23 protein-coding genes are annotated in these 22951 nt (G+C 71.3%); 10 read left to right on the top strand and 13 right to left on the bottom strand.

The genetic code is table 11. From position 1 onward, the window contains the following. Positions 1-31: 31 nt before the first annotated feature. Together ACQEV2_RS05255 and ACQEV2_RS05250 are read right to left on the bottom strand one after the other, a co-directional pair. Positions 32-1339, bottom strand: a complete 1308-nt coding sequence (locus ACQEV2_RS05255) for an SWF or SNF family helicase (protein WP_433037016.1) — start codon at positions 1337-1339, stop codon at positions 32-34. Further along, entirely contained in the window at positions 1336-4188 is a 2853-nt protein-coding gene (locus tag ACQEV2_RS05250; RefSeq protein ID WP_433037014.1) for an SNF2-related protein, read from the bottom strand. Before ACQEV2_RS05250 ends, ACQEV2_RS05255 begins: the two co-directional genes overlap by 4 nt. 245 nt (positions 4189-4433) lie before the next feature. On the opposite strand from ACQEV2_RS05250, the gene ACQEV2_RS05245 reads away from it, so the two are divergent. Further along, positions 4434-4622, top strand: coding sequence for a hypothetical protein (locus tag ACQEV2_RS05245; RefSeq protein ID WP_433037012.1), 189 nt, complete (start codon positions 4434-4436; stop codon positions 4620-4622). A gap of 3 nt (positions 4623-4625) precedes the next feature. Here ACQEV2_RS05245 and ACQEV2_RS05240 read toward each other — a convergent pair whose 3' ends face one another. From ACQEV2_RS05240 to ACQEV2_RS05225, 4 genes are all read right to left on the bottom strand, one after another. Further along, positions 4626-6020: a tannase/feruloyl esterase family alpha/beta hydrolase gene (locus tag ACQEV2_RS05240; RefSeq protein ID WP_433037010.1), complete on the bottom strand. Its 1395-nt coding sequence runs from the start codon at positions 6018-6020 to the stop codon at positions 4626-4628. 291 nt (positions 6021-6311) lie between these two features. Further along, positions 6312-7175: a hypothetical protein gene (locus tag ACQEV2_RS05235; protein WP_433037008.1), complete on the bottom strand. Its 864-nt coding sequence runs from the start codon at positions 7173-7175 to the stop codon at positions 6312-6314. Between the two features lie 143 nt (positions 7176-7318). Beyond that, complete coding sequence (locus ACQEV2_RS05230) at positions 7319-7615, bottom strand: hypothetical protein (protein WP_433037006.1); 297 nt, start codon at positions 7613-7615, stop codon at positions 7319-7321. A 180-nt stretch (positions 7616-7795) separates the two neighbouring features. Then, positions 7796-8320, bottom strand: a complete 525-nt coding sequence (locus tag ACQEV2_RS05225) for a PadR family transcriptional regulator (protein WP_433037004.1) — start codon at positions 8318-8320, stop codon at positions 7796-7798. A 115-nt stretch (positions 8321-8435) separates the two neighbouring features. On the opposite strand from ACQEV2_RS05225, the gene ACQEV2_RS05220 reads away from it, so the two are divergent. After that, positions 8436-9191, top strand: coding sequence for an alpha/beta fold hydrolase (locus ACQEV2_RS05220; RefSeq protein ID WP_433037002.1), 756 nt, complete (start codon positions 8436-8438; stop codon positions 9189-9191). Between the two features lie 4 nt (positions 9192-9195). Here the strand turns inward: ACQEV2_RS05220 and ACQEV2_RS05215 are convergent, their stop codons facing one another. After that, positions 9196-9795, bottom strand: coding sequence for a class I SAM-dependent methyltransferase (locus ACQEV2_RS05215; RefSeq protein ID WP_433037000.1), 600 nt, complete (start codon positions 9793-9795; stop codon positions 9196-9198). A gap of 152 nt (positions 9796-9947) precedes the next feature. Here ACQEV2_RS05215 and ACQEV2_RS05210 point away from each other — a divergent pair, with 152 nt between their 5' ends. The 5 genes from ACQEV2_RS05210 to ACQEV2_RS05190 all read left to right on the top strand — a co-directional run bounded on the left by ACQEV2_RS05210 (position 9948) and on the right by ACQEV2_RS05190 (position 14974). Then, positions 9948-10721, top strand: a complete 774-nt coding sequence (locus ACQEV2_RS05210; RefSeq protein WP_433036998.1) for an MHYT domain-containing protein — start codon at positions 9948-9950, stop codon at positions 10719-10721. A gap of 66 nt (positions 10722-10787) precedes the next feature. Continuing rightward, the gene (locus ACQEV2_RS05205; RefSeq protein WP_433036996.1) at positions 10788-13343 is read left to right on the top strand and encodes a sensor histidine kinase; all 2556 of its coding nucleotides are present in this window, start codon (positions 10788-10790) and stop codon (positions 13341-13343) included. Beyond that, a complete protein-coding gene (locus ACQEV2_RS05200; protein WP_433036994.1) occupies positions 13340-13813 on the top strand; it encodes a roadblock/LC7 domain-containing protein in 474 nt (157 codons plus the stop codon). The genes ACQEV2_RS05205 and ACQEV2_RS05200 overlap by 4 nt, the downstream gene beginning before the upstream one ends. A gap of 22 nt (positions 13814-13835) precedes the next feature. Next, positions 13836-14249: a DUF742 domain-containing protein gene (locus ACQEV2_RS05195; protein WP_433036992.1), complete on the top strand. Its 414-nt coding sequence runs from the start codon at positions 13836-13838 to the stop codon at positions 14247-14249. A gap of 119 nt (positions 14250-14368) precedes the next feature. Then, positions 14369-14974 carry a GTP-binding protein gene (locus ACQEV2_RS05190; RefSeq protein WP_433036990.1) on the top strand — a complete coding sequence of 202 codons (606 nt, stop codon included), beginning with the start codon at positions 14369-14371 and terminating at the stop codon, positions 14972-14974. A gap of 50 nt (positions 14975-15024) precedes the next feature. Here ACQEV2_RS05190 and ACQEV2_RS05185 read toward each other — a convergent pair whose 3' ends face one another. Next, positions 15025-15453, bottom strand: a complete 429-nt coding sequence (locus ACQEV2_RS05185; RefSeq protein WP_433036988.1) for a PPOX class F420-dependent oxidoreductase — start codon at positions 15451-15453, stop codon at positions 15025-15027. A 97-nt stretch (positions 15454-15550) separates the two neighbouring features. Here ACQEV2_RS05185 and ACQEV2_RS05180 point away from each other — a divergent pair, with 97 nt between their 5' ends. Further along, on the top strand, positions 15551-15964 hold the full coding sequence (locus tag ACQEV2_RS05180; protein ID WP_433036986.1) for a roadblock/LC7 domain-containing protein: 414 nt from the start codon (positions 15551-15553) through the stop codon (positions 15962-15964). A gap of 126 nt (positions 15965-16090) precedes the next feature. Then, on the top strand, positions 16091-17002 hold the full coding sequence (locus tag ACQEV2_RS05175; protein WP_433036984.1) for a DUF6397 family protein: 912 nt from the start codon (positions 16091-16093) through the stop codon (positions 17000-17002). Between the two features lie 9 nt (positions 17003-17011). Here ACQEV2_RS05175 and ACQEV2_RS05170 read toward each other — a convergent pair whose 3' ends face one another. Together ACQEV2_RS05170 and ACQEV2_RS05165 are read right to left on the bottom strand one after the other, a co-directional pair. Next, on the bottom strand, positions 17012-17881 hold the full coding sequence (locus ACQEV2_RS05170) for an acyl-CoA thioesterase (protein WP_433036982.1): 870 nt from the start codon (positions 17879-17881) through the stop codon (positions 17012-17014). Positions 17882-17900: 19 nt separating this feature from the next. Beyond that, positions 17901-20414, bottom strand: a complete 2514-nt coding sequence (locus ACQEV2_RS05165) for a DUF3516 domain-containing protein (protein WP_433036980.1) — start codon at positions 20412-20414, stop codon at positions 17901-17903. Between the two features lie 145 nt (positions 20415-20559). Here ACQEV2_RS05165 and ACQEV2_RS05160 point away from each other — a divergent pair, with 145 nt between their 5' ends. Beyond that, a complete protein-coding gene (locus ACQEV2_RS05160) occupies positions 20560-21354 on the top strand; it encodes a metal-dependent hydrolase (RefSeq protein ID WP_433036978.1) in 795 nt (264 codons plus the stop codon). A gap of 131 nt (positions 21355-21485) precedes the next feature. On the opposite strand, the gene ACQEV2_RS05155 is transcribed toward ACQEV2_RS05160, so the two are convergent. The 3 genes from ACQEV2_RS05155 to ACQEV2_RS05145 form a co-directional block, all read right to left on the bottom strand. Then, positions 21486-21965 carry a carboxymuconolactone decarboxylase family protein gene (locus ACQEV2_RS05155; RefSeq protein ID WP_433036975.1) on the bottom strand — a complete coding sequence of 160 codons (480 nt, stop codon included), beginning with the start codon at positions 21963-21965 and terminating at the stop codon, positions 21486-21488. A gap of 124 nt (positions 21966-22089) precedes the next feature. After that, entirely contained in the window at positions 22090-22350 is a 261-nt protein-coding gene (locus tag ACQEV2_RS05150) for a type B 50S ribosomal protein L31 (RefSeq protein WP_433036973.1), read from the bottom strand. Between the two features lie 62 nt (positions 22351-22412). Then, positions 22413-22880, bottom strand: a complete 468-nt coding sequence (locus ACQEV2_RS05145; RefSeq protein ID WP_433036971.1) for a DUF5709 domain-containing protein — start codon at positions 22878-22880, stop codon at positions 22413-22415. Positions 22881-22951: the final 71 nt, after the last annotated feature.

Here is a 22951-nt window from a genome sequence, read left to right as displayed (position 1 = left end):
CCGCTGGCCGTGGTGGCAACGCAGGGTCGTCCTACGGCGCCCCGTCCTCGGACGCGAGCTGAGCCGAGGCCAGCGCCGTCGCCGGATCCTGTGCGGGGCCTCCGGCGGGAACCCAGCGGCCGCGTTCCTTGCGGTACGGCCACCAGCGGCCGTCGCGCCCCAGGCGCAGCTGGCTCGGCGCACCGACGACCGTCCAGCGGTTGCCCTTCGCCCGCAGCGACGGCCGGTCGTCCTCGTCCCAGGCCGACTCCAGGGCGGCACGCGCGCGTGCGAGCGTTTCGCCCTCGACGGTCCACTCGTCGTCGAGCACGGACACCGCGGCGATGCCCCCCATGTGCCAGGCGCGTACGGCCGTCGCCAGCCCCTCCCGGCCACGCCCCGACCCGTCGGCCAGCCGCTCCGCCACGCCCTCGGCGGGGGAGCCGGCGGCGAGACGCACCGCGTCCTGGGCGAATGTCAACTCCGCCTCCGCGACTCGCTGTTCCGGACCGGTGCGCAGAGCCTCCGCGAGCATGCGGTGCGCTTCCGCTGCTGTCCGGGCGGCCAGGAACTCCAGGGCGGCCGGGTCGACGCCGGGCGCGGGAGCCGTCTCGGTGTCGAGGGACGGCGGCACTCCCGGCTCGGCGGGCAGCTCGGGCAGCGCAGGCAGCGGCGGCAGAATGTCGCCGGTCGCGTACGCCTCGGCGGCATCCACGCCCTCCGGCTCGCACGGAGCGGACGGTCCGGAGGAAGGCGTGTCGGCGGGTGCGGCGCTGCGGGCCTGGAGGTCGTCCAGGAGTTCGCGTTCGGCCCGTCCGCGCATCAGGAGCAGGACGAAGGGGTCCTGGTCCAGGAGTCGTGCCACCTGGTAGCAGAGGGCTGCTGTGTGCCCGCAGTGGTCCCAGGCACCGCAGCCGCACTCCGGTTCCAGATCCCCCATGCCCGGCAGCAGTTCGATGCCCGTGGCGGCCGCGTCCTCCACCAGATGCGGCGGCATGTCGCGGTCCAGCAACGCCGCGACATGCCCCGACCGCTCGACGGCCATGTCCAGGAAGCGGTCCCACTGCTCCGCGGGCAGCTCCTCCAACAGCACGTCCGCCCGGTGCGCCGTACGGTCGCGGCCCTGCACGACAGCCGTGATGCGCCCCGGACGCACCGACACCGCACCGACCGCTCCCGCGCGAGCGAGCCTGCGGCCGGCCTTGAGCTGGGCCGAGTCCAGCGCCGTCTCCTCCAGCGCCTTCAGCCAGGCCTGGCCCCACCATGTCTGCGCGAAACCCCGCCCGAGCGCGGGCGGCAGTGCGGCGAACGTGCGCTCCATGTCACCGTCGTGGTCCACGTCATCGTCGTGTCGAGTCATCGCGCGCCCCCTCGCAGCTGCACCAGCTCGGCCAGTTCCGCGTCCGTCAGCTCGGTCAGTGCCGCCTCGCCGGCGCCGAGAACCGCATCGGCCAGCTCCCGCTTGCGGCTCAGCATGTCGGCGATGCGGTCCTCGATGGTTCCCTCGGCGATCAGCCGGTGCACCTGCACGGGCCGGGTCTGGCCGATGCGGTAGGCGCGGTCGGTGGCCTGCGCCTCGACGGCGGGGTTCCACCAGCGGTCGTAATGCACGACGTGTTCGGCGCGGGTGAGGTTCAGGCCGGTGCCCGCGGCCTTCAACGACAGCAGGAAGACGGGCACTTCACCGTCCTGGAAACGCCGCACCAAAGCCTCGCGCTCGGCCACGGGTGTTCCGCCGTGCAGGAACTGCGAAGGCACGCCGCGGGCCGCCAGATGCTCTTCGATGAGGCGTCCCATGCGCACGTACTGCGTGAAGACCAACACGCTCGCCCCCTCGGAGAGGATCGTGTCGAGCAGCTCGTCCAGCAGCTCCAGCTTTCCCGAGCGCCCGGCGATCCTCGGCCGCTCCTCCTTGAGGAACTGGGCGGGGTGGTTGCAGATCTGCTTCAGTCCCGTGAGGAGCTTCACGATGAGGCCGCGTCGCGCCATGGCGTCGGCGCCGGAGATCTCCGCGAGCGTCTCGCGGACCACGGCCTCGTACAGTCCCGCCTGTTCCGTGGTGAGAGACACGGCGCGATCGGTCTCCGTCTTGGGCGGCAGTTCCGGCGCGATCCCCGGGTCCGACTTGCGGCGGCGCAGCAGGAACGGTCGCACGAGCCGGGCGAGGCGCTCGGCGGCGGCCGGGTCCTGACCGCCCTCGACGGCCTGCGCGTAGCGCGTGCGGAAGGTGCCGAGCCTGCCCAGCAGGCCCGGCGTCGTCCAGTCGAGGATCGCCCACAGTTCCGACAGGTTGTTCTCGACGGGGGTGCCGGTGAGCGCCACGCGCGCGCGTGCCCCGATGGAGCGCAGCTCCCGCGCGGTCGCCGAGTATGGGTTCTTCACGTGCTGGGCCTCGTCCGCCACGACTATGCCCCACGGCACCTCGGCGAGCCGGCGGGCGTCCAGGCGCATCGTGCCGTACGTGGTCAGCACGAACTCCCCGTCCGCCAGTCCGTCCAGGTCGCGCCGCGACCCGTGAAAGCGACGCACGCGCGTGCCGGGCGCGAACTTCTCGATCTCGCGCTGCCAGTTGCCCATCAGGGACGTCGGACACACCACCAGCGTCGGGCCGGCGGACGAGGCGTCGGACTGCCGGTGCAGATGCAGCGCGATGAGGGTGATCGTCTTACCGAGGCCCATGTCGTCCGCCAGACAGCAGCCCAGGCCCAGGGACGTCATCCCGGCCAGCCAACTCAGGCCCCGCCGCTGATAGTCCCGCAGGGTGGCCGCGAGCGCGGCGGGCTGGTCCACCGGCTCCTGCCCCTCGGGGTCCGCGAGCCGCTCGCGCAGCGCCGCCAGCCACCCCGTGGGCCGTACTTCGACCTGGCGGCCGTCGACCTCGGTGGAGCCCGTCAGGGCGGCGCCGAGCGCGTCGATGGGCGTCACCTTGTGGTCCTGCTGCGCGCGGGCGCGTCGCACCTCCTGAGGATCGACGAGCACCCACTGGTCGCGCAGCCGCACCACAGGGCGGTGCGATTCGGCGAGACGGTCCAGCTCCTCGCGGGTGAGCCGCCGGTCGCCCAGGGCGAACCACCAGTCGAAGGCGAGCAGCGCGTCGGCGGACAGGGGCGACGGCACGTCCGAGGACGCCTTGCCGAGCGCAGCGTCGTCGTCCGGCGGACCGATCACCGCGCGGGCAGTCAGTGTGCGGGCCAGCCCCTTGGGCCAGTGCACGTCGACCCCCGCCCCGGCGAGTGCCCGAGCGCCCTCCCCCAGGAGGTCCGTCACCTCCTCGTCGGCGAGTTCCACGGCATCCGGCACGGCTGCCGAGAGCAACGGCGTGAGCGGACTCCAGGCACGCGCGGCCCGGCGAAGCGCCAGCAGGGCGTCCATCCGCGCGCGTGGGCCGAAGGCGCCGGATCCCGCCCACACATCGCCGGCATCCGCGACCAACGCCGGATCACTCACGCTGTGCACCTGCAGCACGGCCCGGAACGACAGCGCCGCGTCATCCTGCTGTGCCGCGGCGAGGTCGGGGACCTCGAGCCGCAGGGAGAGCCGTACGCCCGCGTCGTGGCCGGCGGCGACATCGGCGGCCCACGCGCGCTGTTCGGGCAGGTGCTGTGGCTCCTGTGCAGCATAGGCGGGGCCGCCCGTCACGAGCGCCGCCGCGGGGGAGCGGGGCAGCGTATCGGCGACCGCGTCCAGGAAGGCCCGCAGCAGCCGCTCCGGGTCCGGCAGCCTCAGCGGCTCGACGTCGTCCAGCGGTACGGCGTGCGCTTCCGGCGGCATGGCGGCGGCAAGGGCGCGGATGTGTTCGACATCCTCGGGTCGCAGGGGACCGGCCCGCCAGGCGTCGTGGTCGTTCGCGGAGAGGCCGGGCAACAGCAGACCGTGTGCCACGAGTTGCAGGGCCAGCATCGAGGCGGCGCCCCAAAAAGTGGCTGCCCGGTGCCCCTGCGCTCCGGCACGCGCACGCGTGAGCACGGGCAGGGCGGCGCGCACCGGCAGCACGACGGCCGGCACGGTCACCAGCTCGACAGCGTCCTCGCCGGGCAGGGCGACGGTCAGGTCCTCGGCGGAACCGGATGCGACGAGCGGAGCCGCGTCGCCCTCGGCCCGCCAGAAGGCGACCCGGCCGGTGCGGACCGGATCACCGGGTAGGAAAACGGCACAGCAGGATGCCAGTTCAGAGAGCTCGGACGGTGTTGCCTCGGAAAGCCTCGGCACAGCTCTGCGACACTCCTCAAATTTGACTACTCAGGTCGGAGTGGCCGAGGGTACAGCACTCGGGTGACCGATTCGGCATGCCGCCGCCGTGACCTAGATCACTCTTGTGCTGGGCTGGGTATCTCCCTTGTGACCAGTAAGGGCCACACCTCAGGGTCGTCTCAGGGTCGCGGTTCGGAACCGCTGGGAGCGCAGGCCCGTTTTCAGGACAGAGAGCGGCGGTGGCCGCGAAGGAGGCGACGGAGATGTCGAAGAACACGAAGATCGCCGCAGGGGTTACGGCGGTCGGGATCATCCTGCTGATCCTGCTGCCCTTTCCGTTCTGGGCGAACCTTCTGATAGTGCTGGGGGTCCCGACGGCTGTGTATCTCACACTGGACCCCTCGCAACGGCGTCGGCTGCGCCGCGTCACCCGCAAGGAACTCGGCCGCTGACCGTCACCCGGCAGCCGGTGCGACCGGGGAGGACAGCGCGCAGGAGTTGACCACGTCGCCGTTCGCGGGCCTGCCGACGGTACGGTCCGCGGGCGGTCGAGTGCCGCGCTCCACCCATGACACCAGCGCGTCGAATGCCGAGCGGTAGCAGGGCAGGATCGGCCGCAACCGGTCCGGATAGGTGTCGTACAGCCCGTCGACGTGGGTGCCGCCCGCGATCGTGAAATAGCGGTGCAGACGGCCCCGTCCGCTCGCGTCGACCATGCGCGCATACACGTCCGAGTCGGCGGCCTTCGGCAGCAGCGCGTCCAGATCGCCGTGGAGGGTGATCAGCGGTCTGCCGATGCGCCCGGTCAGTGCGACGCGGGCCACCGCGCGCCGGACGGACGCCGGACGCGACGCGTAGTCGTACGCGGCATCGGACGCGCACGGTGCCAGGATCTGTGCCGGCGTGCTCCCCGCGGACGGGCCGGGACAGCCGGCGTCGTATGCCGGATCGAACTCGGCGCGGTAGATCTTCTGCGTGACTCCCCAGTAGGCCTGCTCGTGATACGGCCACAGAAACTCGGAGCCATGTGCGAAGCCGACCGTGTACAGGTCCTCGTCCCGCGCGGAGCCGAGCGCGCGTGCCACCGCAGTGGGCAAGGAAGTGAGCAGATTCGGACCCTCCGCGGTCCACAGAGCACCCTCCCAGTCCACACCGCCGTCGTACAGCTCGGGATGGTTCTCCAGCTGCCAACGGGTCAGGTAGCCGCCGTTGGAGATCCCGGTCATATAGGTGCGGCGGGGAGCGTGCCCATAGCGCTGGGCCACCGCCTTGCGGGCGGCCCGGGTCAGCTCGGTGGTCCGCTTGTTCCACTCGGCGACCGCGTCGCCGGGGCGCTTGCCGTCACGGTAGAAGTCGGCGCCGTTGTTGCCCTTGTCGGTCGCGGCGTAGGCGTAACCCAGCGCGAGCACCTGGTCGGAGATCGCTCTGTCCGTCGCGTACTGCTTACGCGTACCAGGAGCACCGGTGACGACCAGTCCGCCGTTCCAGCGGTCCGGCAGCCGGATCACGAACTGGGCGTCGTGGTGCCGGCCGTGCGTGGCGTTGAAGCGGGAGGAGTCCGGGAAGTAGCCGTCGATCTGCACGCCGGGGACCCCGGCCGGTGTCCGGGTCCCCCGTGCTGTCAGCCCGGCCTGATCGGCCATGTCGGTATAGGGCGTGCCGGCGAGTCCCGCCGTGGTCAGATCCGGGAGACAGGCGCTCTGCTGGAAGGCCGCACCCGGTACCCGGACACGCTCCTGACGGGCGCAGTGCTGCTCACCAGCGGCCGTGGCCGCTACGGGAGCCGGCCAGCTCAGGGCACCGGCCAGCAGCGTGGCGGCGACGAACGGGACACCTCGGGACAGGCGCATGAAGGCCTCCTGGAAGGCGGGAGACGGGCACAGGAGAGGTCGGAGCCGTGAAGGCTGCCTCATCGTGCGGGTCTCCTACCGCGCCTTCCATGGGTTGGGGCCACATCGAATGCCGTCGCCACATGGGGCCTCACGACAGGGGCATCGCCTGAGTGTTTGCCGGCCCCCCGATCCTTCCCTGCACAGGGGAGTGTCGGCCCGTTCAGCGCACGGCAGCCGTGCCGGACGCGGCAGTGGTGTGCGACGTCGACGGCTGCCTCCGGGCCGTCGTCGTGCCGCCCGGCTTGCGGCTCAGCTCGGCCGTACGGCCATTTTGTCGAGCGCTTCCAGCAGCCCGGGCAGCTCCGGTCCGCGGCCCACCGGCAGGACCTCGCCGGGTTCGTCGTCGAGGAGCACGAACGCGATGTCGTCCGTTCTGGCGACGAGCGACCAGCCGGGGCCGTCCGCGCGCAGGGTCCGCGCGTCACCCGAGGCGAAGGACGACCGGACGCGGCCGAGCGGCGGCGGGGATTCCACGTATGCGCGTGCCTCGGCGAGGACCCGCCGGATACCGCCGTGGCCTCCCGGGTCCCCGGCCTTCTCCGCCTCCTCGCCCTTGCCTTCGCCCTCGTCCGCGCCTCCGGCAGCGTCCGACCCGCCGCCCGGGGGTGCGAAGTCGGTGTCGTCGATCTGCTCCCGCCACGTCGCCCACTGCAGGGCGATCTCGTCGGCGCCCAGGCGGCGCTGAGCCGGGCCCCAGACGCTCGTGTCCGGCGGCGCCAGCGGTGGACCGTCCGCGACCTCGGGGCCGGGATCGTGCGGCGCGGGGACATTGGGCGCGGCGACGGCCACCGCGAGGGGCCACCCGGGCAGCGCGGCCACGACCGTACGTTCGTCGGGTGACAGGTCGTACTCCATGCCGCAGTCCCAGGACGCGATGGCGACGGCTACCAGGGAGACGTCGTCGATGACGACCGTCCACCGGGCGCCCTCGCTGTCCTGGCCGAGAACCAGGCCGTAGCCGTCGGCGAGCGGCGCGAGGCCGAGCGCCGCGCAGGCCTCCGGATAGTCGTCGCCCAGCACGCTCGGGAATTTCGCCGGCGTCAGCAGCACCGCCGTCAGCACATAGAGCGCATCGTCCGCGGCGGCGACGGCCTCCTCGTCCGTCCCGGCCATCCCAGCCTCCCCATCGGTTCGTCCATCGGCGGGCACCCTAGTGCGACCGGAAGCCGCTTGTCACGACTCCCAGACACACTCGGAGCTGCAGTTTTCCGACTGGACGACTGGACGGGGCGAATCGACCGCGATTGTCCGCGGTGTCAGGCTGCCGGGAGCCCGAGAAGGGACCGGGCGACGGTCTGCGGCGACTCGTCGCGCTCCCGGGCGAGCGCGATGACGGCCCGGCACGCCAGCTCGCTCACCCCGAACGAGAGCGCCTCCGGGGAGACCCAGCCGGCAGCCTCGTCGATCTGGTCCTGGTCGTCCTCCGCGCAAGCCGACACATACACGGCGGCAGCCTCGAACAGGTTGTGCGTGCGCCTGTCCTTGCCGGTGTCCGCCTCCGCGCGCAAGGAACGGAGGAATCGCGCACCCGACTTGCGCACCCTGCCCCACATGCTGACCACCTTCCCCCTGCGTGGCACCTGACTGATCGTCCGTCTTTCCCTACTCAACCTAGAGTTGGAGCCTCGGATGCAGAAGAGGGACGGCGCGGTGAAGCGCTGCGAGCCGGCGGATCCCCACGCGGCAGATGGCCTCCCGGGTCCGTGCTCCCATGCACCCCTCCGGCGCCCCGCTCAGCCGCCGAGTGCGGCGATCGTCTCGCGCAGCCAGCTGAGTTCGGCCCGGGACGTCGCCCGCGCGATGGTCAGGATGCCGCGCCGGAAGGGATCGTCCAGCTCCTCCGCGCGCAGCGGCCGGTCTCCGTCGTAGAAGAAGCTCGCGGGCTCTTCGAGGAAGGCCAGCCGACGCCGCAGTACGGCGCGCTGGGCGGCCGCGTCGTCCAGGTGGCGCAGGAAGGCGAGCACCGTGAACCAGCGGTTCTCGTCGCTGATGTCGCGCGCATCGGGCCCGGCCAGTCGGCGGCGCAGTTCCCGTCGTCCCGCTTCGGTGAGCGTCAGGACGTGACGCGGAGCGGCCACGGATCCGGGCTCGGTGGTGCGGGCCAGCATGCCCGCCTTCTCCAGCCGCTTGATCGCGGGGTACAGCGTGCTCTCCGCGACCGGCTTCACGTGCCCTGTCAGGGCCGCGATGCGTTTGCGCAGCTCATAGCCGTGGAGCGGGGTGTCGTAGAGGAATCCGAGGATGGTGAGCTCCAGCATGCCCACATTCTCCCTCAGGTCCGCTGTACATCTTGGCCGTCATATATCGCCGCTTCTATACCTCGGTATCGAGGTATAGAGTGTGGCGCTGACCGAGCACTCAGGGGAGGACGCGATGAGGCAGGCCGAATTCGACGGCAAGGGCAACTGCATTCGCTGGACGGAGGCGCCGGGGGAGGGGCCCGCGCGCGTGTACGTGCACGGACTGGGGTCGGTCTCCTCCGTGTACCACGCCCACATCGCGGCCCGGCCCGAACTCGCAGGCCGTCGCAGCCTGTTCGTCGACCTGCCGGGGCACGGCATCAGCGACCGGCCCGAGGACTTCGGCTACCGGCTGGAGGACCACGCCGACGCTCTCGCGGCGGTCATGGACGCGGCAGGGCTGACCGGGGCGGAGTTGATCGCACACAGCATGGGCGGTTCCGTCGCCCTCGTGCTCGCCCACCGTCGGCCCGACCTCGTCTCCCGCCTGGTCCTCACCGAGGCCAACCTCGACGCCTCGCCTCTGCCCGCCGAGGGGAGCGCGTGGATCACGGCGTACGACGAGGAGGAGTTCGTAGGAGGCGCGCACGCGCGCGTGCTGGAAGAAGTCGGCCCCCTGTGGGCGGCGACCATGCGGCTGGCCGACCCGCGCGCCCTGCACCGCAGCGCAACGTGGCTGCGGCGCGGTTCCGAGCCGATCATGCGGGACATCCTCGAAGACCTGTCGGTCGACCGCGTGTTCCTTCAGGGCGAGCTCAGTGGTGAACTCCCGGGCAGGAGGGCTCTGGAGGCCGCCGGCGTGCGTGTGGTGACCGTGCCCGGCGCCGGCCACAACGTCATGTTCGACAACCCCGACGCCTTCGTGGTGGCCGTCGCCGGGCAGGGCTGAGGCCTCAGGATTCCCGTACGGCCAGCGCCAGGAACCGGTCGTCCTCGTCGGCGTACGACGTCATGCGCCACCCGGAATCGGCCAGCAGCGGCCGGAGATTCGGTTCGGCCCGCAGGTCGTCCGGGGTGATGTGGCGGCCCTGTCGTGCCGCGAGCGCCGCCCGGCCGATCGGGTGGAACAGCGCGAGCGTGCCGCCCGGGCGCACCGCCCGGGCCAACTCCCGCAGGTTCGCCTCCGGATGGGGCAGGTGCGCGATGAGGCCGGCCGCGAACACGGCGTCGAGCGACTCCGACCGCAACGGCAGCGCGGCCACGTCGGCCAGCAGCAACTGCCCGTCCCGGTCGCGTCCGGCCCGTACGGCGGCCTCCAGCATCGCCGGGGTCAGATCGGCGCCGACGACCACTCCCGAGGGCCCCACGGCGGCACGCAGCGCCGGCAGGGCGCGTCCCGTGCCGCAGCCCGCGTCCAGTACGCGATCCCCCTCGCGCAGCCCGAGCTCGGCGACCGCGGCCGCGTAGGCGGGACCGTCGTCGGGGAACCGGCTGTCCCAGTCGGCGGCGCGGGCCGTGAAGAACTCCTGCACATGTGTGTGGTCGTCGCTCATGTTCCGCATGATCCCTCACCGGCACGGATGACGCCGCTGTGCACACGTTCGAGCGTGACGCGATCGTTCCGGTGCATCTGTGCGTCATATTCCAACAGCTTTCGAAATGCGCCCCCTTCGTGCGCCCGTGCCCCGGCTAGCGTCCCGGGGTCATGGGACACCTGGACCACGCCGCTCTCGGCTGGCTGACCCCCGTGCTGTCGTACGTGATGGCGTGCATAGGCGCCGCGCTGGGGCTGCGCTGCACCGTCCGCGCGCTCGGCGCCACCGGGCGCTCGCGCCGCAACTGGCTCGTCACCGCGGCCTCGGCGATCGGCACCGGCATCTGGACCATGCACTTCGTGGCCATGCTGGGCTTCAGCGTCAGCGGCACCGACATCCGCTACGACGTGCCGCTCACCATCGTGAGCCTCCTCGTCGCCATGACCGTCGTCTGCGCCGGCGTCTTCGCCGTCGGATACAGCCGTGACCGTAACCGCGCGCTCCTCCTCGGCGGGCTCACCACCGGGCTCGGCGTCGCGAGCATGCACTACCTGGGCATGGCCGCCGTACGACTCCACGGCGACGTCACCTACGACCCCGCCCTCGTCGGACTCTCCGTCCTGATCGCCGTCGTCGCGGCGACCGCGGCCCTGTGGGCGGCGCTCAACATCAAGTCGCCCGTCGCCGTGACCATCGCCTCCCTGATCATGGGCGCGGCGGTCAGCAGCATGCACTACACCGGGATGTTCGCGGTCGGCGTGGACGTCACGCCCTCCGGTGAGGTCCTGCCCGGGGCCACGGCGATGCAGTTCATCTTCCCCCTCGCCGTCGGCCTCGGGTCCTACCTCTTCCTGACCTCGGCCTTCGTCGCCCTGTCGCCCACCGCGGGGGAACGCGAGGCATCCGCGTCGGCCCAGCGGCCGGTCGGGGGCGCCGCAGGCTAGCGGCGGGTCCCGACCGGGGACGGCCCGGGAGGGCACGCCCTCGAACCACTTCCGAGCGAGGAGGCCATGCGTACATCCCGTAGGACCACCGCAGCCGGCGGCGAGACGCCGTCACCGCCCCCCGTGCGCGGCCGCCGCGCCCACGCCGGACCGCCGGCCGACGAAGGCCCCGAAGAGCCCACGGGCGGGACGCCGGACGACCTGCCCACGCGCGCGGAGCGCTGGCGCCTACGGCCGCGCACCGTCCGCGCCAAGATCGTCTGCCTGCTGATGGTGCCGGTCGTCTCCCTGCTGGCCCTGTGGGCCTACGCCACCGTCACCACCGCGCAGGACGTCTCCAGATTGCGCCAGTTGCAGCGCGTCGACTCCGATATCAGGGCGCCTGTCGCGACCGCCGTCGCCGCGCTCCAGGCCGAACGCGCCGCCGCGGTGCGCTATGCGGGCGATCCGTCCGCCGGGCAGAGCGGCGCCTACAAGAAGCTCGCGCAGGACACGGACAAGGCGGTGGCACGGCTGCGGCTCGACAGCCGCAGCACGGTCGCCGACGGCGAGGAGCTCCCCTCCGGAGTGGCCCGGCGGCTCGAGGCCTTCGTCACCGGCGCCGAGCAGCTGAGCACTGTACGAAGTGCCGTCCTCGACCGCCGCGCGGGCTGGGACGAGGCGTACGGGCGGTACACGAAGACCATCGCCGGCGCGTTCTCGGTGGGCGGTGCGCTCACCGGAATCCAGGACGCCGAGCTCGGTTCCGACGCGCGCGTACTGCTCGAATTCGCCCGTGCGGGCGAGGCGTTGGCCCAGGAGGACGTCGTCCTGGACAGCGCACGCCTCGCCGGGCGCCTCGAAGGACAGCGGCTGCGGCTGTTCACCGGCGCCGTCGACACCCGCCGTACCCTCACGGAGTCCGCCGTCGCCGACCTGAGCGGCCCGGAACACACGGCCTGGCAGAACCTCGCCGACGGCAGCGCCTACGCGACGGTGGCCGCCGCCGAGGACAAGGTCCTCGCCGCCGCACCGGGCGTACGGGCGATCGACGCGGCGGCCGAGTCCACCTGGAGCAAGGCACACGCACGCGTGCAGGCCGGAATGCGGACGATCGAGCAGGACGCCGGGCGCGGCGTCGCGGATCGCGCCGACCCCTTCACCCGCGGTCTGCTCACCCCCGCCGGTGCCGCCGTCCTTCTCGGCCTCGCCGCCGTCGCCGCCTCTCTCGTGATCTCCGTACGCATCGGCCGCGGCCTCGTCGTCGAGCTGGTGAGCCTGCGCAACAGCGCCCTGGAGATCGCCCGGCGCAAGCTCCCCGAGGCGATGCGGAAACTGCGGGCCGGTGAGGAGATCGACGTCCAGGCCGAGGCACCGCCCGGGCCGTCCGCCGAGGACGAGACCGGTCAGGTGGCCGAGGCTCTGGGCACCGTCCACCGCGCCGCGCTCCGGGCCGCCGTGGAGCGCGCCGAGCTCGCCAGCGGCATCTCCGGGGTCTTCGTCAACCTCGCCCGCCGCAGCCAGGTCCTCGTGCACCGCCAACTGAGCCTGCTGGACAGCATGGAGCGGCGCTCCGACGACCCCAACGAACTGAGCGACCTCTTCCGGCTCGACCACCTCACCACGCGGATGCGACGCCACGCCGAGAGCCTGATCATCCTCTCGGGCGCGGCGCCTGGGCGGGCCTGGCGGATGCCGGTCTCCCTGACCAACGTGGTCCGTGCGGCCGTCTCCGAAGTCGAGGACTACGCGCGCGTGGACGTACGACAGCTCCCCGAGGCGTCCGTCATCGGCGCGGCCGTCGCCGACCTCACCCACCTCCTGGCCGAACTCGTGGAGAACGCCGCCCAGTTCTCGCCGCCCCACACGCGCGTGCGCGTAACCGGGGAGCCCGTCGGCAACGGCTACGCCGTCGAGGTCGAGGACCGCGGCCTGGGCATGGGCAAGGAGACCCTCGCCGAGGCCAACCGGCGCATCGCACAGTCCGAGGCGCTCGACCTGTTCGACAGCGACCGACTCGGCCTCTTCGTGGTGAGCAGGCTCGCGTCCCGGCACGGCATCAAGGTGCACCTGCGCACCTCGCCCTACGGCGGCACCACCGCGGTCGTCCTGCTGCCCACGTCTCTGCTGCACAACGCCACGGCGGAACGTTCCCCCGGCAAGTCGGCGGGCACCGAGCGAATGGCCGAAGGCGAGTACGCGCGCGTGCCGGTCGCCGACCGGCACCAGGGTTCCGTCCACGCGGTCGCCGACCGGCACCAGGGATCCGTCCACGCTGCCGCCGACCGGCCCGCCCTGGTGGCCCCAGCCCCGCCCTCGGCCGAGCCCACCACCGACACCCCACCCCCCGGAGTCACCACCTTGCGACTGCACCGCCCTCCGGACGACTCCGAAGCCTCCGACGACCTTCCGCGCCGCGTACGGCAGGCGAGCCTCGCGCCCCAGCTGCGGGAGGGACGCCCCGAGGAACCGCCGGGGACGGCCCCCTCCCATGACGACGACCAGCGCACCCCCGAACTCGTCAGGGACCGCATGGCGGCCTACCGCGACGGCTGGGCACGCGGCGGCGGCAGGCGGCCCGGCCGCGCCGCCACTCCCGATTCCACAGCGCGCAGCGACAGCAGCGAAGGAGACCTCGCATGATCCAGGATCCGAGCATGAGGGACGCCGTGGAGGTCCCCCCGCGCGAGCGAGGCCGGGAGCGGGGAAGGTCCGGTGAACTCGACTGGCTGCTGGACGACTTGGTGCTGCGGGTGCGCGAGGTGCGGCACGCCGTGGTGCTGTCCACCGACGGACTCGCCGTGGGTGCGTCGACCGACCTCCGCCGCGAGGACGCCGAGCACCTCGCCGCGGTCGCCTCCGGCTTCCACAGCCTGGCCAAGGGCGCGGGCCGGCACTTCGGCGCCGGCGGGGTGCGGCAGACCATGGTCGAGATGGACGACGCCTTCCTGTTCGTGGCGGCCGCGGGCGACGGCTCCTGCCTCGCCGTCCTCACCGCCGTGACCGCCGACATCGGGCTGGTGGCGTACGAGATGGCACGGCTGGTCAAACGCGTCGGCGAGCACCTCTACACGCCGCCGCGCGCCGCCGCGCGGCCACCCGCCGCGGGATGAGCGGAAGGGCGGTCCGCGCACGATGACCGAGGACACGACGGACACCCCGCGCGAGCAGGGCAGTCAGTGGTACGACAACGAGGCCGGGCCCCTGGTGCGCCCGTACGCCATGACGGGCGGACGCACCAGACCCGGTCCCACCGGAGTGCGTTTTGACCTGATCGCCCTCGTCACGCTGGACGCCGCCGCGCCCGGAGCCGACGACGACACCGCGCTCGGGCCGGAACACCGGGCCCTCATCGAACTGTGCCGTACCGAAACGCAGTCGGTCGCGGAACTCGCCGCGGGCGCCGACCTGCCCGTGGGGGTCGTCCGGGTGCTCCTCGGCGATCTCCTGGAACTGGGCTGCGTCACCGTCAGCCGTCCGGTACCGCCCGCACAGCTGCCGGACGAGCGGATCCTGCGCGAGGTGATCGAAGGATTGCGGGCGCTGTAGATGACATGTCAGAACCGGCCAAATGCGGTCCGATCCCACGAAGGGCCACCGCAGTTGTCATGATGCTGACTTCGCACACCGACGTCGACCGATGCCGGCACTCCCGAGAGAAGTGATCGATGGTCTCTGAGCACTCCGACGCCTCCGGTGGCGAGAGCACCGCGCTGGCGTTGAAGATACTTGTCGCCGGCGGGTTCGGCGTGGGCAAGACCACGCTGGTGGGCGCGGTCAGTGAGATCAGGCCGCTGCGCACCGAGGAACTCCTCAGCGAGGCAGGGCAGTCGGTGGACGACACCGGCGGCGTGGACCAGAAGGTCACCACGACCGTCGCCATGGACTTCGGGCGCATCACCATCCGGTCCGGCCTGTCCCTCTACCTCTTCGGCACCCCGGGTCAGGACCGCTTCTGGTTCCTGTGGGACGAGTTGTCGCAGGGAGCCCTGGGTGCGGTGGTCCTCGCGGACACGCGGCGCCTGGAGGACTGCTTCCCCGCGGTGGACTACTTCGAGCACCGGCACATCCCGTTCGTCGTGGCCGTCAACTGCTTCGCGGGAGCCCGTACGTACGGCGCCGCCGACGTCTCACGCGCCCTCGACCTGGACCAGGGGACGCCGGTGGTGCTGTGCGACGCGCGGGACCGTGACTCGGGCAAGGAGGTGCTGATCCGGCTCGTCGAGTACGCCGGGCGGATGCACACCGCCCGGCTGCTCGACTCGGTGGGGTGACTGGCTTCAGCCGCGTCGGCCTCTGGTACGGACCGGAGTTCGGAGCGCCGTCAGTCCGAGACGCCCTTCTCCGCCAGTACCCTGTCGATCTTGACGCGGACGAGGAGTTCACCCGGGACACCGTTGCGGGCCCCGAACTCCTCCGCGCGGTCTTCGCCCATGTACCGCGCCCCGATGCGGCCGGCCCAGTGCCGCAGTTCGTCGAGATCCTCCGAAATCCGGGCCTGGCCCTGCAGTACCACGAAGGCGTACGGGGGCCGGTCGTCGTCCACGCACAGAGCCACCCGGCCGTCACGGGCCACATTGCGCCCCTTCACACTCGACTTGCCGGTGTTGAACACCACCTCGTCCCCGTCGAGCACGAACCAGATCGGCGTCACATGCGGACTGCCGTCGGCTCGCACGGTCGACAGCTTTCCGGTGCGTGTGCCGTACGAGACGAACGCACGCCATTCCTCATCGGTCATCTTCTGCGCCATGCCCCCATCCTCCTTGCCCGTGGGCCGGATTGTCGGGAAGGGTGGCGAAGAGATCCTCCGGTGACAGGGGGAGACATCTACACGGGGAGACCGGATCATGGCGCAGAACCAGGGACTTGGCTGGCTCCTGGACGACCTGACCGAACGCGTCGATCATGTGCGGCACGCGTTGGTGCTGTCCAACGACGGCCTGGTGACCGGTGCGAGCACGGGACTGCGACGCGAGGACGCCGAGCACCTCGCCGCCGTCTCGTCCGGACTGCACAGTCTGGCCAAGGGCTCAGGACGGCACTTCGGCGCGGGCAGAGTGCGCCAGACGATGGTCGAGTTCGACGACGCCGTGCTGTTCGTCACCGCGGCGGGCACCGGCAGCTGTCTGTGCGTGCTCAGCGGCGCCGAGGCCGACATCGGCCAGATCGCCTACGAGATGACCCTGCTCGTCAACCGGGTCGGCGAGCACCTCGACGTGGACGCCCGACAGCCCGACCGGGCTCCGACCACAGAGCTCTGACCTGCTGATTCGTCGTCCCCCGCGGAGTTATCCACAGGCCCGCCACGAGATTCGGCGGACCGGCTACGGTTTTTGTCACGGCGAGCGCACACAGCGTGACCCACTGACTCCACGGGGGAGACGGCCATGTCAGGCGACACCATCACGAAACCGCACCACCTCTCCTTTGCCCCGGGTCGCGCGGCCCGGGAACTGGGACTGAAGCGAGGCGACTTGGACCTCGCCGTCCACCTCGGACTCGTCCGGACCGTGCCCGACGAGGGAGGCGGGGGCCGGCGCGTCCTCCGCTCCGAGATCGAACGGCTGAGGGCGGGGGCGAGGTTCCCCGAATCGCTGCTGGAGCGCGTGACGGTCACCGGGACGACAGAGGGCGCGGCGATGATGCACGTGCCCGCCGGCAGGTTCACGCGTCTCGCACGCCTGGGCCTGGTCGTGCCGGTGAAGTGGTACCTCAACCGCTACCGGGCCGTGGTCTGGCTGTATCTCGCCGAGGAGTTGGAGCAGTTCGCCGCCGACGAGACGAACGCCCCGTTGCTGAAGGACCGTCGCATGCCCGAGGGGCTGCGCGCCATGCTGGACGCGGGTGTCGATCTACGTCCGCGCAACTGGCGCGGCCGGCACCGGGGTTTCCTGCTGCGACAGGCCGACGACCCATGGGAGAGGGCCGGCGCGCTGGCCGCCTTCCTCGATCCCGTCCAGATCGCGGAAATCGTCCCCGACCCCTATGAGCGCTCCCATGTCAACCGCTTCCGGCCAGGGCCACCGGCATCCGGAGCACCCGGATCGCCCGCCGCACACATCGCCGAGAAGCTCATGACGGCGGCCGACCCGGACGAGATCAGCCTGCTGCGGGCCGACCTGACAGCAGTCCTGGACGAAGCACGCGAGAAGAGGCCCGCCCCGCGCCCCACACGGAGTCGGGCCCCGGCGCCGACGCATCCCGGGCACATTGGCGCGCCCCCGCCCGAGGAGCCGGAGCCGTCACGCGGTCTGCTGAGCTGGCTGTGCCGCCGAACCGTCCGGACTGCAGCGCCCTGAGCCTTCCGGCTACAGCGCCCTGAACAGACCTTCCTGGACGACGGACACCAGCAGGCGTCCCTCCACGTCGTAGATCCGCCCGCGGGCGAGACCCCGTCCTCCAGTGGCGATCGGCGACTCCTGGTCGTACAGGAACCACTCGTCCGCGCGGAACGGCCGGTGGAACCACATGGCGTGGTCCAGCGACGCGATGTCGAAGCTCCGCGGCCCCCACAGGGGTTCGACCGGGATGCGGACGGCGTCCAGAAGGGTCATGTCACTGGCGTAGGTCAGCGCGCAGGTGTGCACGACCGGGTCGTCGCCCAGCGGCCCGACCGCGCGCATCCACACCGCGCTGCGCGGTTCGGCGTCCTTGACCTCCTCGGCGGTCCAGCGCAGCCGGTCCACATAGCGGATGTCGAAGGGTTGACGGCGCGCCATCCGCTCCAACTGCTCGGGCAGCGTGCCCAGATGTTCCCGGATCTCGTCGGTGACCGTCGGCAGCGACTCCGGGTCCGGGACCTTGCGGGCCGGCGGCAGCTGGTGCTCGAAGCTCCCTTGCTCAGGCTGATGAAAGGAGGCGGTGAGATTGAAGATCGTGCGGCCCTGCTGCACGGCGGTGACCCGGCGGGTCGTGAAGGACCGTCCGTCCCGCACCCGTTCGACCTGGTACACGATCGGCACGCCCGGCCGGCCCGGGCGCAGGAAGTACGCGTGCAGCGAGTGCACGGGCCGGTCGCCGTCCGTGGTGCGCGCGGCGGCGACCAGCGCCTGGCCGGCCACCTGGCCGCCGAAGACCCGCTGCAGGGACTCCTGCGGGCTGCGCCCGCGGAAGATGTTGACCTCGATCTGCTCCAGGTCGAGCAGGTCGACGAGCCTCTCGGCCGGGTTCGTCGTCATGGGTGGGATTCTCCTGTGCTCACAGCTGGCCTACGTCGGTGACGCGGACCACCGCGCGGCCCTCCGCGTCGGAGGCGTCGAGGTCGATCTCCGCGCTGATGCCCCAGTCGTGGTCGCCGTTCGGGTCGTCGAAGATCTGGCGGACCCGCCACAGGCGGCTCGCCGGTTCCTCCTCGATCACCAGGAGCTTGGGGCCACGGGCGTTGGGTCCGGTGCCGAGGTCGTCGTACTCGTCCCAGTACTTGTCCATCGCCTCGCCCCAGGCGTCGGCGTCCCAGCCGGACTCGGCGTCCATCTCGCCCAGTTCCTCGACCTGGTCCAGCGCGGCGAGCTCGACGCGGCGGAACATGGCGTTACGGACGAGGACGCGGAAGGCACGCGCGTTGGTGGTGACCGGCTTGACCTCGTCGGCCTTCTCCTGGGCCTCCTCGGCGGTCATCTCCTCCGGGTTGGCGAGCTGCTCCCACTCGTCGAGCAGGCTGGAGTCGACCTGGCGCACCATCTCGCCGAGCCACTCGATCAGATCCTGGAGATCCTCGGACTTGAGGTCGTCCGGGATGTTGTGGTCGAGGGTCTTGTAGGCACTGGCGAGGTAGCGCAGGACGATGCCCTCGGTGCGGGCCAGCTCGTAGTAGGACACCAACTCCGTGAAGGACAGCGCCCGTTCGTACATGTCGCGGATGACGGACTTCGGCGACAGCGGGTGGTCACCCACCCACGGGTGGCTCTTGCGGTACGTGTTGTACGCGTGGAAGAGGAGCTCCTCCAGAGGCTTCGGGTAGCTGATGTCCTGGAGCCGCTCCATGCGCTCCTCGTACTCGACGCCGTCCGCCTTCATCGCGGCCACGGCCTCGCCCTTGGCCTTGTTCTGCTGGGCGACGAGGATCTGCCGCGGATCGTCCAGGGTCGATTCGACGACGGAGACCATGTCCAGGGCGTAGGACGGCGACTCCGGGTCCAGCAGCTCGAACGCGGCCAGGGCGAAGGTGGACAGCGGCTGGTTGAGCGCAAAGTCCTGCTGGAGGTCGACCGTGAGGCGGACGATGCGGCCGGCGGCGTCCGGCTCGTCGAGTTTCTCGACGATGCCGCCGTCCAGCAGCGAGCGGTAGATCGCGATCGCCCGCCGGATGTGCCGCAGCTGCTGCTTGCGCGGCTCGTGGTTGTCCTCCAGCAGATGCCGCATCGCCTCGAAGGCGTTGCCGGGGCGGGCGATCACCGACAGCAGCATGGTGTGCGTCACCCGGAAGCGGGAGGTCAGGGGCTCCGGCTCGGAGGCGATGAGCTTCTCGAACGTGTTCTCCGTCCAGCCGACGAAGCCCTCGGGTGCCTTCTTGCGAACGACCTTGCGGCGCTTCTTCGGGTCGTCTCCGGCCTTGGCGAGCGCCTTCTCGTTCTCGATGACGTGCTCGGGGGCCTGGGCGACGACGAAGCCCGCCGTGTCGAAGCCCGCTCGGCCGGCGCGCCCCGCGATCTGGTGGAACTCACGGGCCCGCAGCGTGCGGACACGGTTGCCGTCGTACTTGGTGAGGGCCGTGAACAGCACCGTGCGGATGGGGACGTTGACGCCGACGCCCAGCGTGTCCGTGCCGCAGATCACCTTCAGCAGACCGGCCTGCGCGAGCTTCTCCACCAGGCGGCGGTACTTGGGCAGCATGCCGGCGTGGTGGACACCGATGCCGTGCCGCACGTAACGGGAGAGGTTGCGGCCGAACTTGGTGGTGAAGCGGAAGTTGCCGATCAGCTCGGCGATCTGGTCCTTCTCCTCGCGCGAGCACATGTTGATGCTCATCAGCGCCTGTGCCCGCTCCACGGCCTGCGCCTGCGTGAAGTGCACGATGTAGACGGGCGCCTGCTTGGTCTCCAGCAGTTCGGTCAGCGTCTCGGTCAGCGGGGTGAGCTTGTACTCGTAGGACAGCGGCACGGGACGGGTCGCCGAGCGGACCACCGCCGTCGGCCGGCCGGTGCGCCGGGTGAGGTCCTTCTCGAACATCGAGACGTCGCCGAGCGTCGCCGACATCAGGATGAACTGCGCCTGAGGAAGCTCCAGGATGGGGATCTGCCAGGCCCAGCCGCGGTCCGCCTCCGCGTAGAAGTGGAACTCGTCCATCACGACCTGGCCCACATCCGCCTGCCTGCCGTCGCGCAGCGCGATCGACGCGAGCACCTCCGCGGTGCAGCAGATGACGGGGGCATCGGCGTTGACGGAGGCATCGCCGGTCAGCATGCCGACGTTCTCCGTGCCGAACAACTTGCACAGCTCGAAGAACTTCTCCGAGACGAGCGCCTTGATCGGAGCGGTGTAGAAGGTGACCTCGTCCCGGGCCAGCGCGGCGAAGTGGGCACCCGCGGCGATCATGCTCTTCCCGGAGCCGGTGGGCGTCGACACGATCACGTTCGCGCCGGAGACCACCTCGATCAGCGCCTCCTCCTGGTGGGGGTAGAGCGTGAGACCACGCTCCTCGGCCCACGACTCGAAGGCTTCGTAGAGGGCGTCGGGGTCGGCGGTCGGCGGCAGCTGATCGATGAGGGTCACCCACCCATCTTGCCTGGCCCGGTCGCCCATAGGGGAATCGGCTGCAGGTACGAAGATCGCGAACGCTACGCTGTGTCGCCGACTACACGTCAGCGAACCCGGTCAACTGGACAGCGGCACACGAGGAATGGGGCGGGCAACACCGATGATGGGACCAGCACACTCACTGTCGGGCGCCGCCGCCTGGCTCGGCGTCGGAGCGGCCGCGGCCGCTGCCGGGCACGGAATGCCCTGGCCCGTCCTGCTGTCGGGCGCGCTGATCTGCGCCGGCGCAGCCCTCGCCCCGGACCTCGATCACAAGGCCGCCACCATCTCGCGGGCCTTCGGACCGCTCTCGCGCTGGCTGTGCGAGATCGTCGACAAGCTCTCGTACGCCGTCTACAAGGCGACGAGGAAGCAGGGCGACCCGCGTCGCTCCGGCGGGCACCGCACGCTCACCCACACCTGGCTGTGGGCGGTCCTGATCGGCGCGGGCGCCTCGGTCCTGACGATCACCGGCGGCCGCTGGGCCGTGCTGGCGATCCTCTTCGCGCACCTGGTGCTGGCGATCGAGGGCCTGCTGTGGCGCGCGACCCGTGGCGCCAGCGCCGATGTCCTGGTGTGGCTGCTGGCCGCGACCAGCTCCTGGATCCTCGCCGGCGTCCTGGACAAGCCGGGCAACGGTTCGGACTGGCTGTTCACCGCGCCGGGCCAGGAGTACCTGTGGCTGGGGCTGCCGATCGTGCTGGGCGCGCTGGTCCACGACATCGGGGACGCGCTGACGGTGTCGGGCTGCCCGATCCTGTGGCCGATACCGGTCGGCCGCAAGCGCTGGTACCCCGTCGGCCCGCCCAAGGCCATGCGGTTCCGGGCGGGCAGCTGGGTCGAGCTCAAGGTGCTGATGCCGGCGTTCATGGTGCTCGGCGGGGTGGGCTGCGCGGCGGCGCTGAACGTCATCTGAGGGGACGGCCCCTCAAGGCCGACGCACGGCTCAAGGCCGGCGCACGGCTCAAGGGCGGGGTACCGCTGAAGGGCGGCGCATGGCTCAAGGCCGGGGCACGGTCGCCGTCCCCCACCCTCGGGCCGTGGCCGTCAGTCCTTCCACTGGTCCTCGGGCGCCACGCCCGGCAGCGGCCGGCCGATGAGGGCGAACGGGACGAAGAAGCAGACCTGGCCGATCGCGATCGTCAGTGTCGTGAGGGCCTTCTCGTCGTAGTTTCGGGACGCCTCGGCGAACAGGTCCTCCGGGACGCGCTCGCCCCGCGGGTTCGCGGTGAGGACGGCTTCGACCAGGGCCAGCGCGACCCGCTCGCTGTCGGTGTAGTAGGGCGCGTCCTGCCAGGTCGCCACGCCCGTGATCCGCTCCTCGGACTCGCCGGCCCGGCGGAGGTTGCCGGTGTGCAGCACAGTCAGATAGGTGTTGCCGACCAGCTGGCCGGCGCGCAGTTGCACGAGGCTGATGGTGGTCTGCGCGACCGAACCGTTGCCGACGGCCTTGAAGAGGGCTGCGGGGACCGCTGCGAACTCGGGGACGACGGTCACGGGGTTGGGGATGCGGGGCTGCGTGATCATGACGTTTCCTTCCGGATGCTTCGAGCCGGTTCCGTGTGCTTCCACCGCACTGACGGATCTCGAAGGGCGGATGTGACCGCCGAACGTCATGGATTCATGAACTCAGGGATCAGCAACTCAGGGATCAGCCGCCCTGACCGGCCCCGCCGCCGTAGCGCCGCTCGAAGGCGGCGACGCGGCCCTCGGAGTCCACCGTGCGTGCCTTGCCGGTGTAGAAGGGGTGGCTCTCCGAGGAGATCTCCACCTCCACGACCGGGTAGGTCTCGCCGTCGTCCCACTCGATGGTCTGGTCGCTGGTCGCGGTGGACCGGGTCAGGAAGGCGTAACCGGCGGCCCGGTCGCGGAAGACCACAGGGTGGTAGTCGGGGTGCTTGTCCTGCTGCATGCCTGCTCCTCTTGCGGAGTCGGTGTACGGCGTGGTGGGCGTGGCCGGGCCAGTCGGCGGGGTCAGCTGGACAGGGCGTCCTCGTCGACGATGTGCATGGCGGCTTCCTCGGCCGAGGCCGCCGCACCGTCGATCCCCACGTCCGTGGCGACCAGGGCGCTCTCCTCGTCCTCGTGGGCGCCTTCGTCGGGTGCCACGAGCCGGCCGGAGCGCGCGGCGCCGACTTCGTTGTCGAGCAGCTCGCCGTCGGTGTCGTGGTCGCCGATGCCGTCGCCGTCCGGCACGGCGAGGTCCGGCTGCTCCTCGGCGAGCCGCTGGTCCAGCGTCTCGCCCGCGTGGCGCTCGGCCGCCGTCACACCGACGCGTTCCACTGCCCATGGTCTCTCCGGAGGGGACCAGCCCCGGTCCAGGGGGTCGTCCACACCGTCGTTCTCCAGGGTGTCCTCCGCGTCGAGCAGCCCCGTGTCCTCCCGCTGATCGGATGCGTCGGGCTGATAGACGTCGTCTCCCCATCCGTCGGCGCTGTTCACGGGTACCTCCAGGTGATGGGGACGGGCCCGGTCTCACCGCGGTCGGTGGCCGGGCCGCCGCGGTATGGGGG

Source organism: Streptomyces sp. CA-251387 (genome assembly GCF_050936625.1).
Classification (GTDB): Bacteria; Actinomycetota; Actinomycetes; order Streptomycetales; family Streptomycetaceae; genus Streptomyces.
Note: the sequence above shows the minus strand (reverse complement) of the source record. Positions and strands in the feature narration are given on the sequence as shown.

Coding starts and splice junctions, on each gene's coding strand:
- ACQEV2_RS05215 (WP_433037000.1), bottom strand. CDS start 9,795: ATGAGCGACGACCACACACATGTGCAGGAGTTCTTCACGGCCCGCGCC.
- ACQEV2_RS05170 (WP_433036982.1), bottom strand. CDS start 17,881: ATGACGACGAACCCGGCCGAGAGGCTCGTCGACCTGCTCGACCTGGAG.
- ACQEV2_RS05205 (WP_433036996.1), top strand. CDS start 10,788: ATGCGTACATCCCGTAGGACCACCGCAGCCGGCGGCGAGACGCCGTCA.
- ACQEV2_RS05230 (WP_433037006.1), bottom strand. CDS start 7,615: ATGTGGGGCAGGGTGCGCAAGTCGGGTGCGCGATTCCTCCGTTCCTTG.
- ACQEV2_RS05235 (WP_433037008.1), bottom strand. CDS start 7,175: ATGGCCGGGACGGACGAGGAGGCCGTCGCCGCCGCGGACGATGCGCTC.
- ACQEV2_RS05255 (WP_433037016.1), bottom strand. CDS start 1,339: ATGACTCGACACGACGATGACGTGGACCACGACGGTGACATGGAGCGC.
- ACQEV2_RS05245 (WP_433037012.1), top strand. CDS start 4,434: ATGTCGAAGAACACGAAGATCGCCGCAGGGGTTACGGCGGTCGGGATC.
- ACQEV2_RS05240 (WP_433037010.1), bottom strand. CDS start 6,020: ATGCGCCTGTCCCGAGGTGTCCCGTTCGTCGCCGCCACGCTGCTGGCC.
- ACQEV2_RS05195 (WP_433036992.1), top strand. CDS start 13,836: ATGACCGAGGACACGACGGACACCCCGCGCGAGCAGGGCAGTCAGTGG.
- ACQEV2_RS05190 (WP_433036990.1), top strand. CDS start 14,369: ATGGTCTCTGAGCACTCCGACGCCTCCGGTGGCGAGAGCACCGCGCTG.
- ACQEV2_RS05225 (WP_433037004.1), bottom strand. CDS start 8,320: ATGCTGGAGCTCACCATCCTCGGATTCCTCTACGACACCCCGCTCCAC.
- ACQEV2_RS05200 (WP_433036994.1), top strand. CDS start 13,340: ATGATCCAGGATCCGAGCATGAGGGACGCCGTGGAGGTCCCCCCGCGC.
- ACQEV2_RS05220 (WP_433037002.1), top strand. CDS start 8,436: ATGAGGCAGGCCGAATTCGACGGCAAGGGCAACTGCATTCGCTGGACG.
- ACQEV2_RS05175 (WP_433036984.1), top strand. CDS start 16,091: ATGTCAGGCGACACCATCACGAAACCGCACCACCTCTCCTTTGCCCCG.
- ACQEV2_RS05150 (WP_433036973.1), bottom strand. CDS start 22,350: ATGCAGCAGGACAAGCACCCCGACTACCACCCTGTGGTCTTCCGCGAC.
- ACQEV2_RS05155 (WP_433036975.1), bottom strand. CDS start 21,965: ATGATCACGCAGCCCCGCATCCCCAACCCCGTGACCGTCGTCCCCGAG.
- ACQEV2_RS05185 (WP_433036988.1), bottom strand. CDS start 15,453: ATGGCGCAGAAGATGACCGATGAGGAATGGCGTGCGTTCGTCTCGTAC.
- ACQEV2_RS05210 (WP_433036998.1), top strand. CDS start 9,948: ATGGGACACCTGGACCACGCCGCTCTCGGCTGGCTGACCCCCGTGCTG.
- ACQEV2_RS05160 (WP_433036978.1), top strand. CDS start 20,560: ATGATGGGACCAGCACACTCACTGTCGGGCGCCGCCGCCTGGCTCGGC.
- ACQEV2_RS05180 (WP_433036986.1), top strand. CDS start 15,551: ATGGCGCAGAACCAGGGACTTGGCTGGCTCCTGGACGACCTGACCGAA.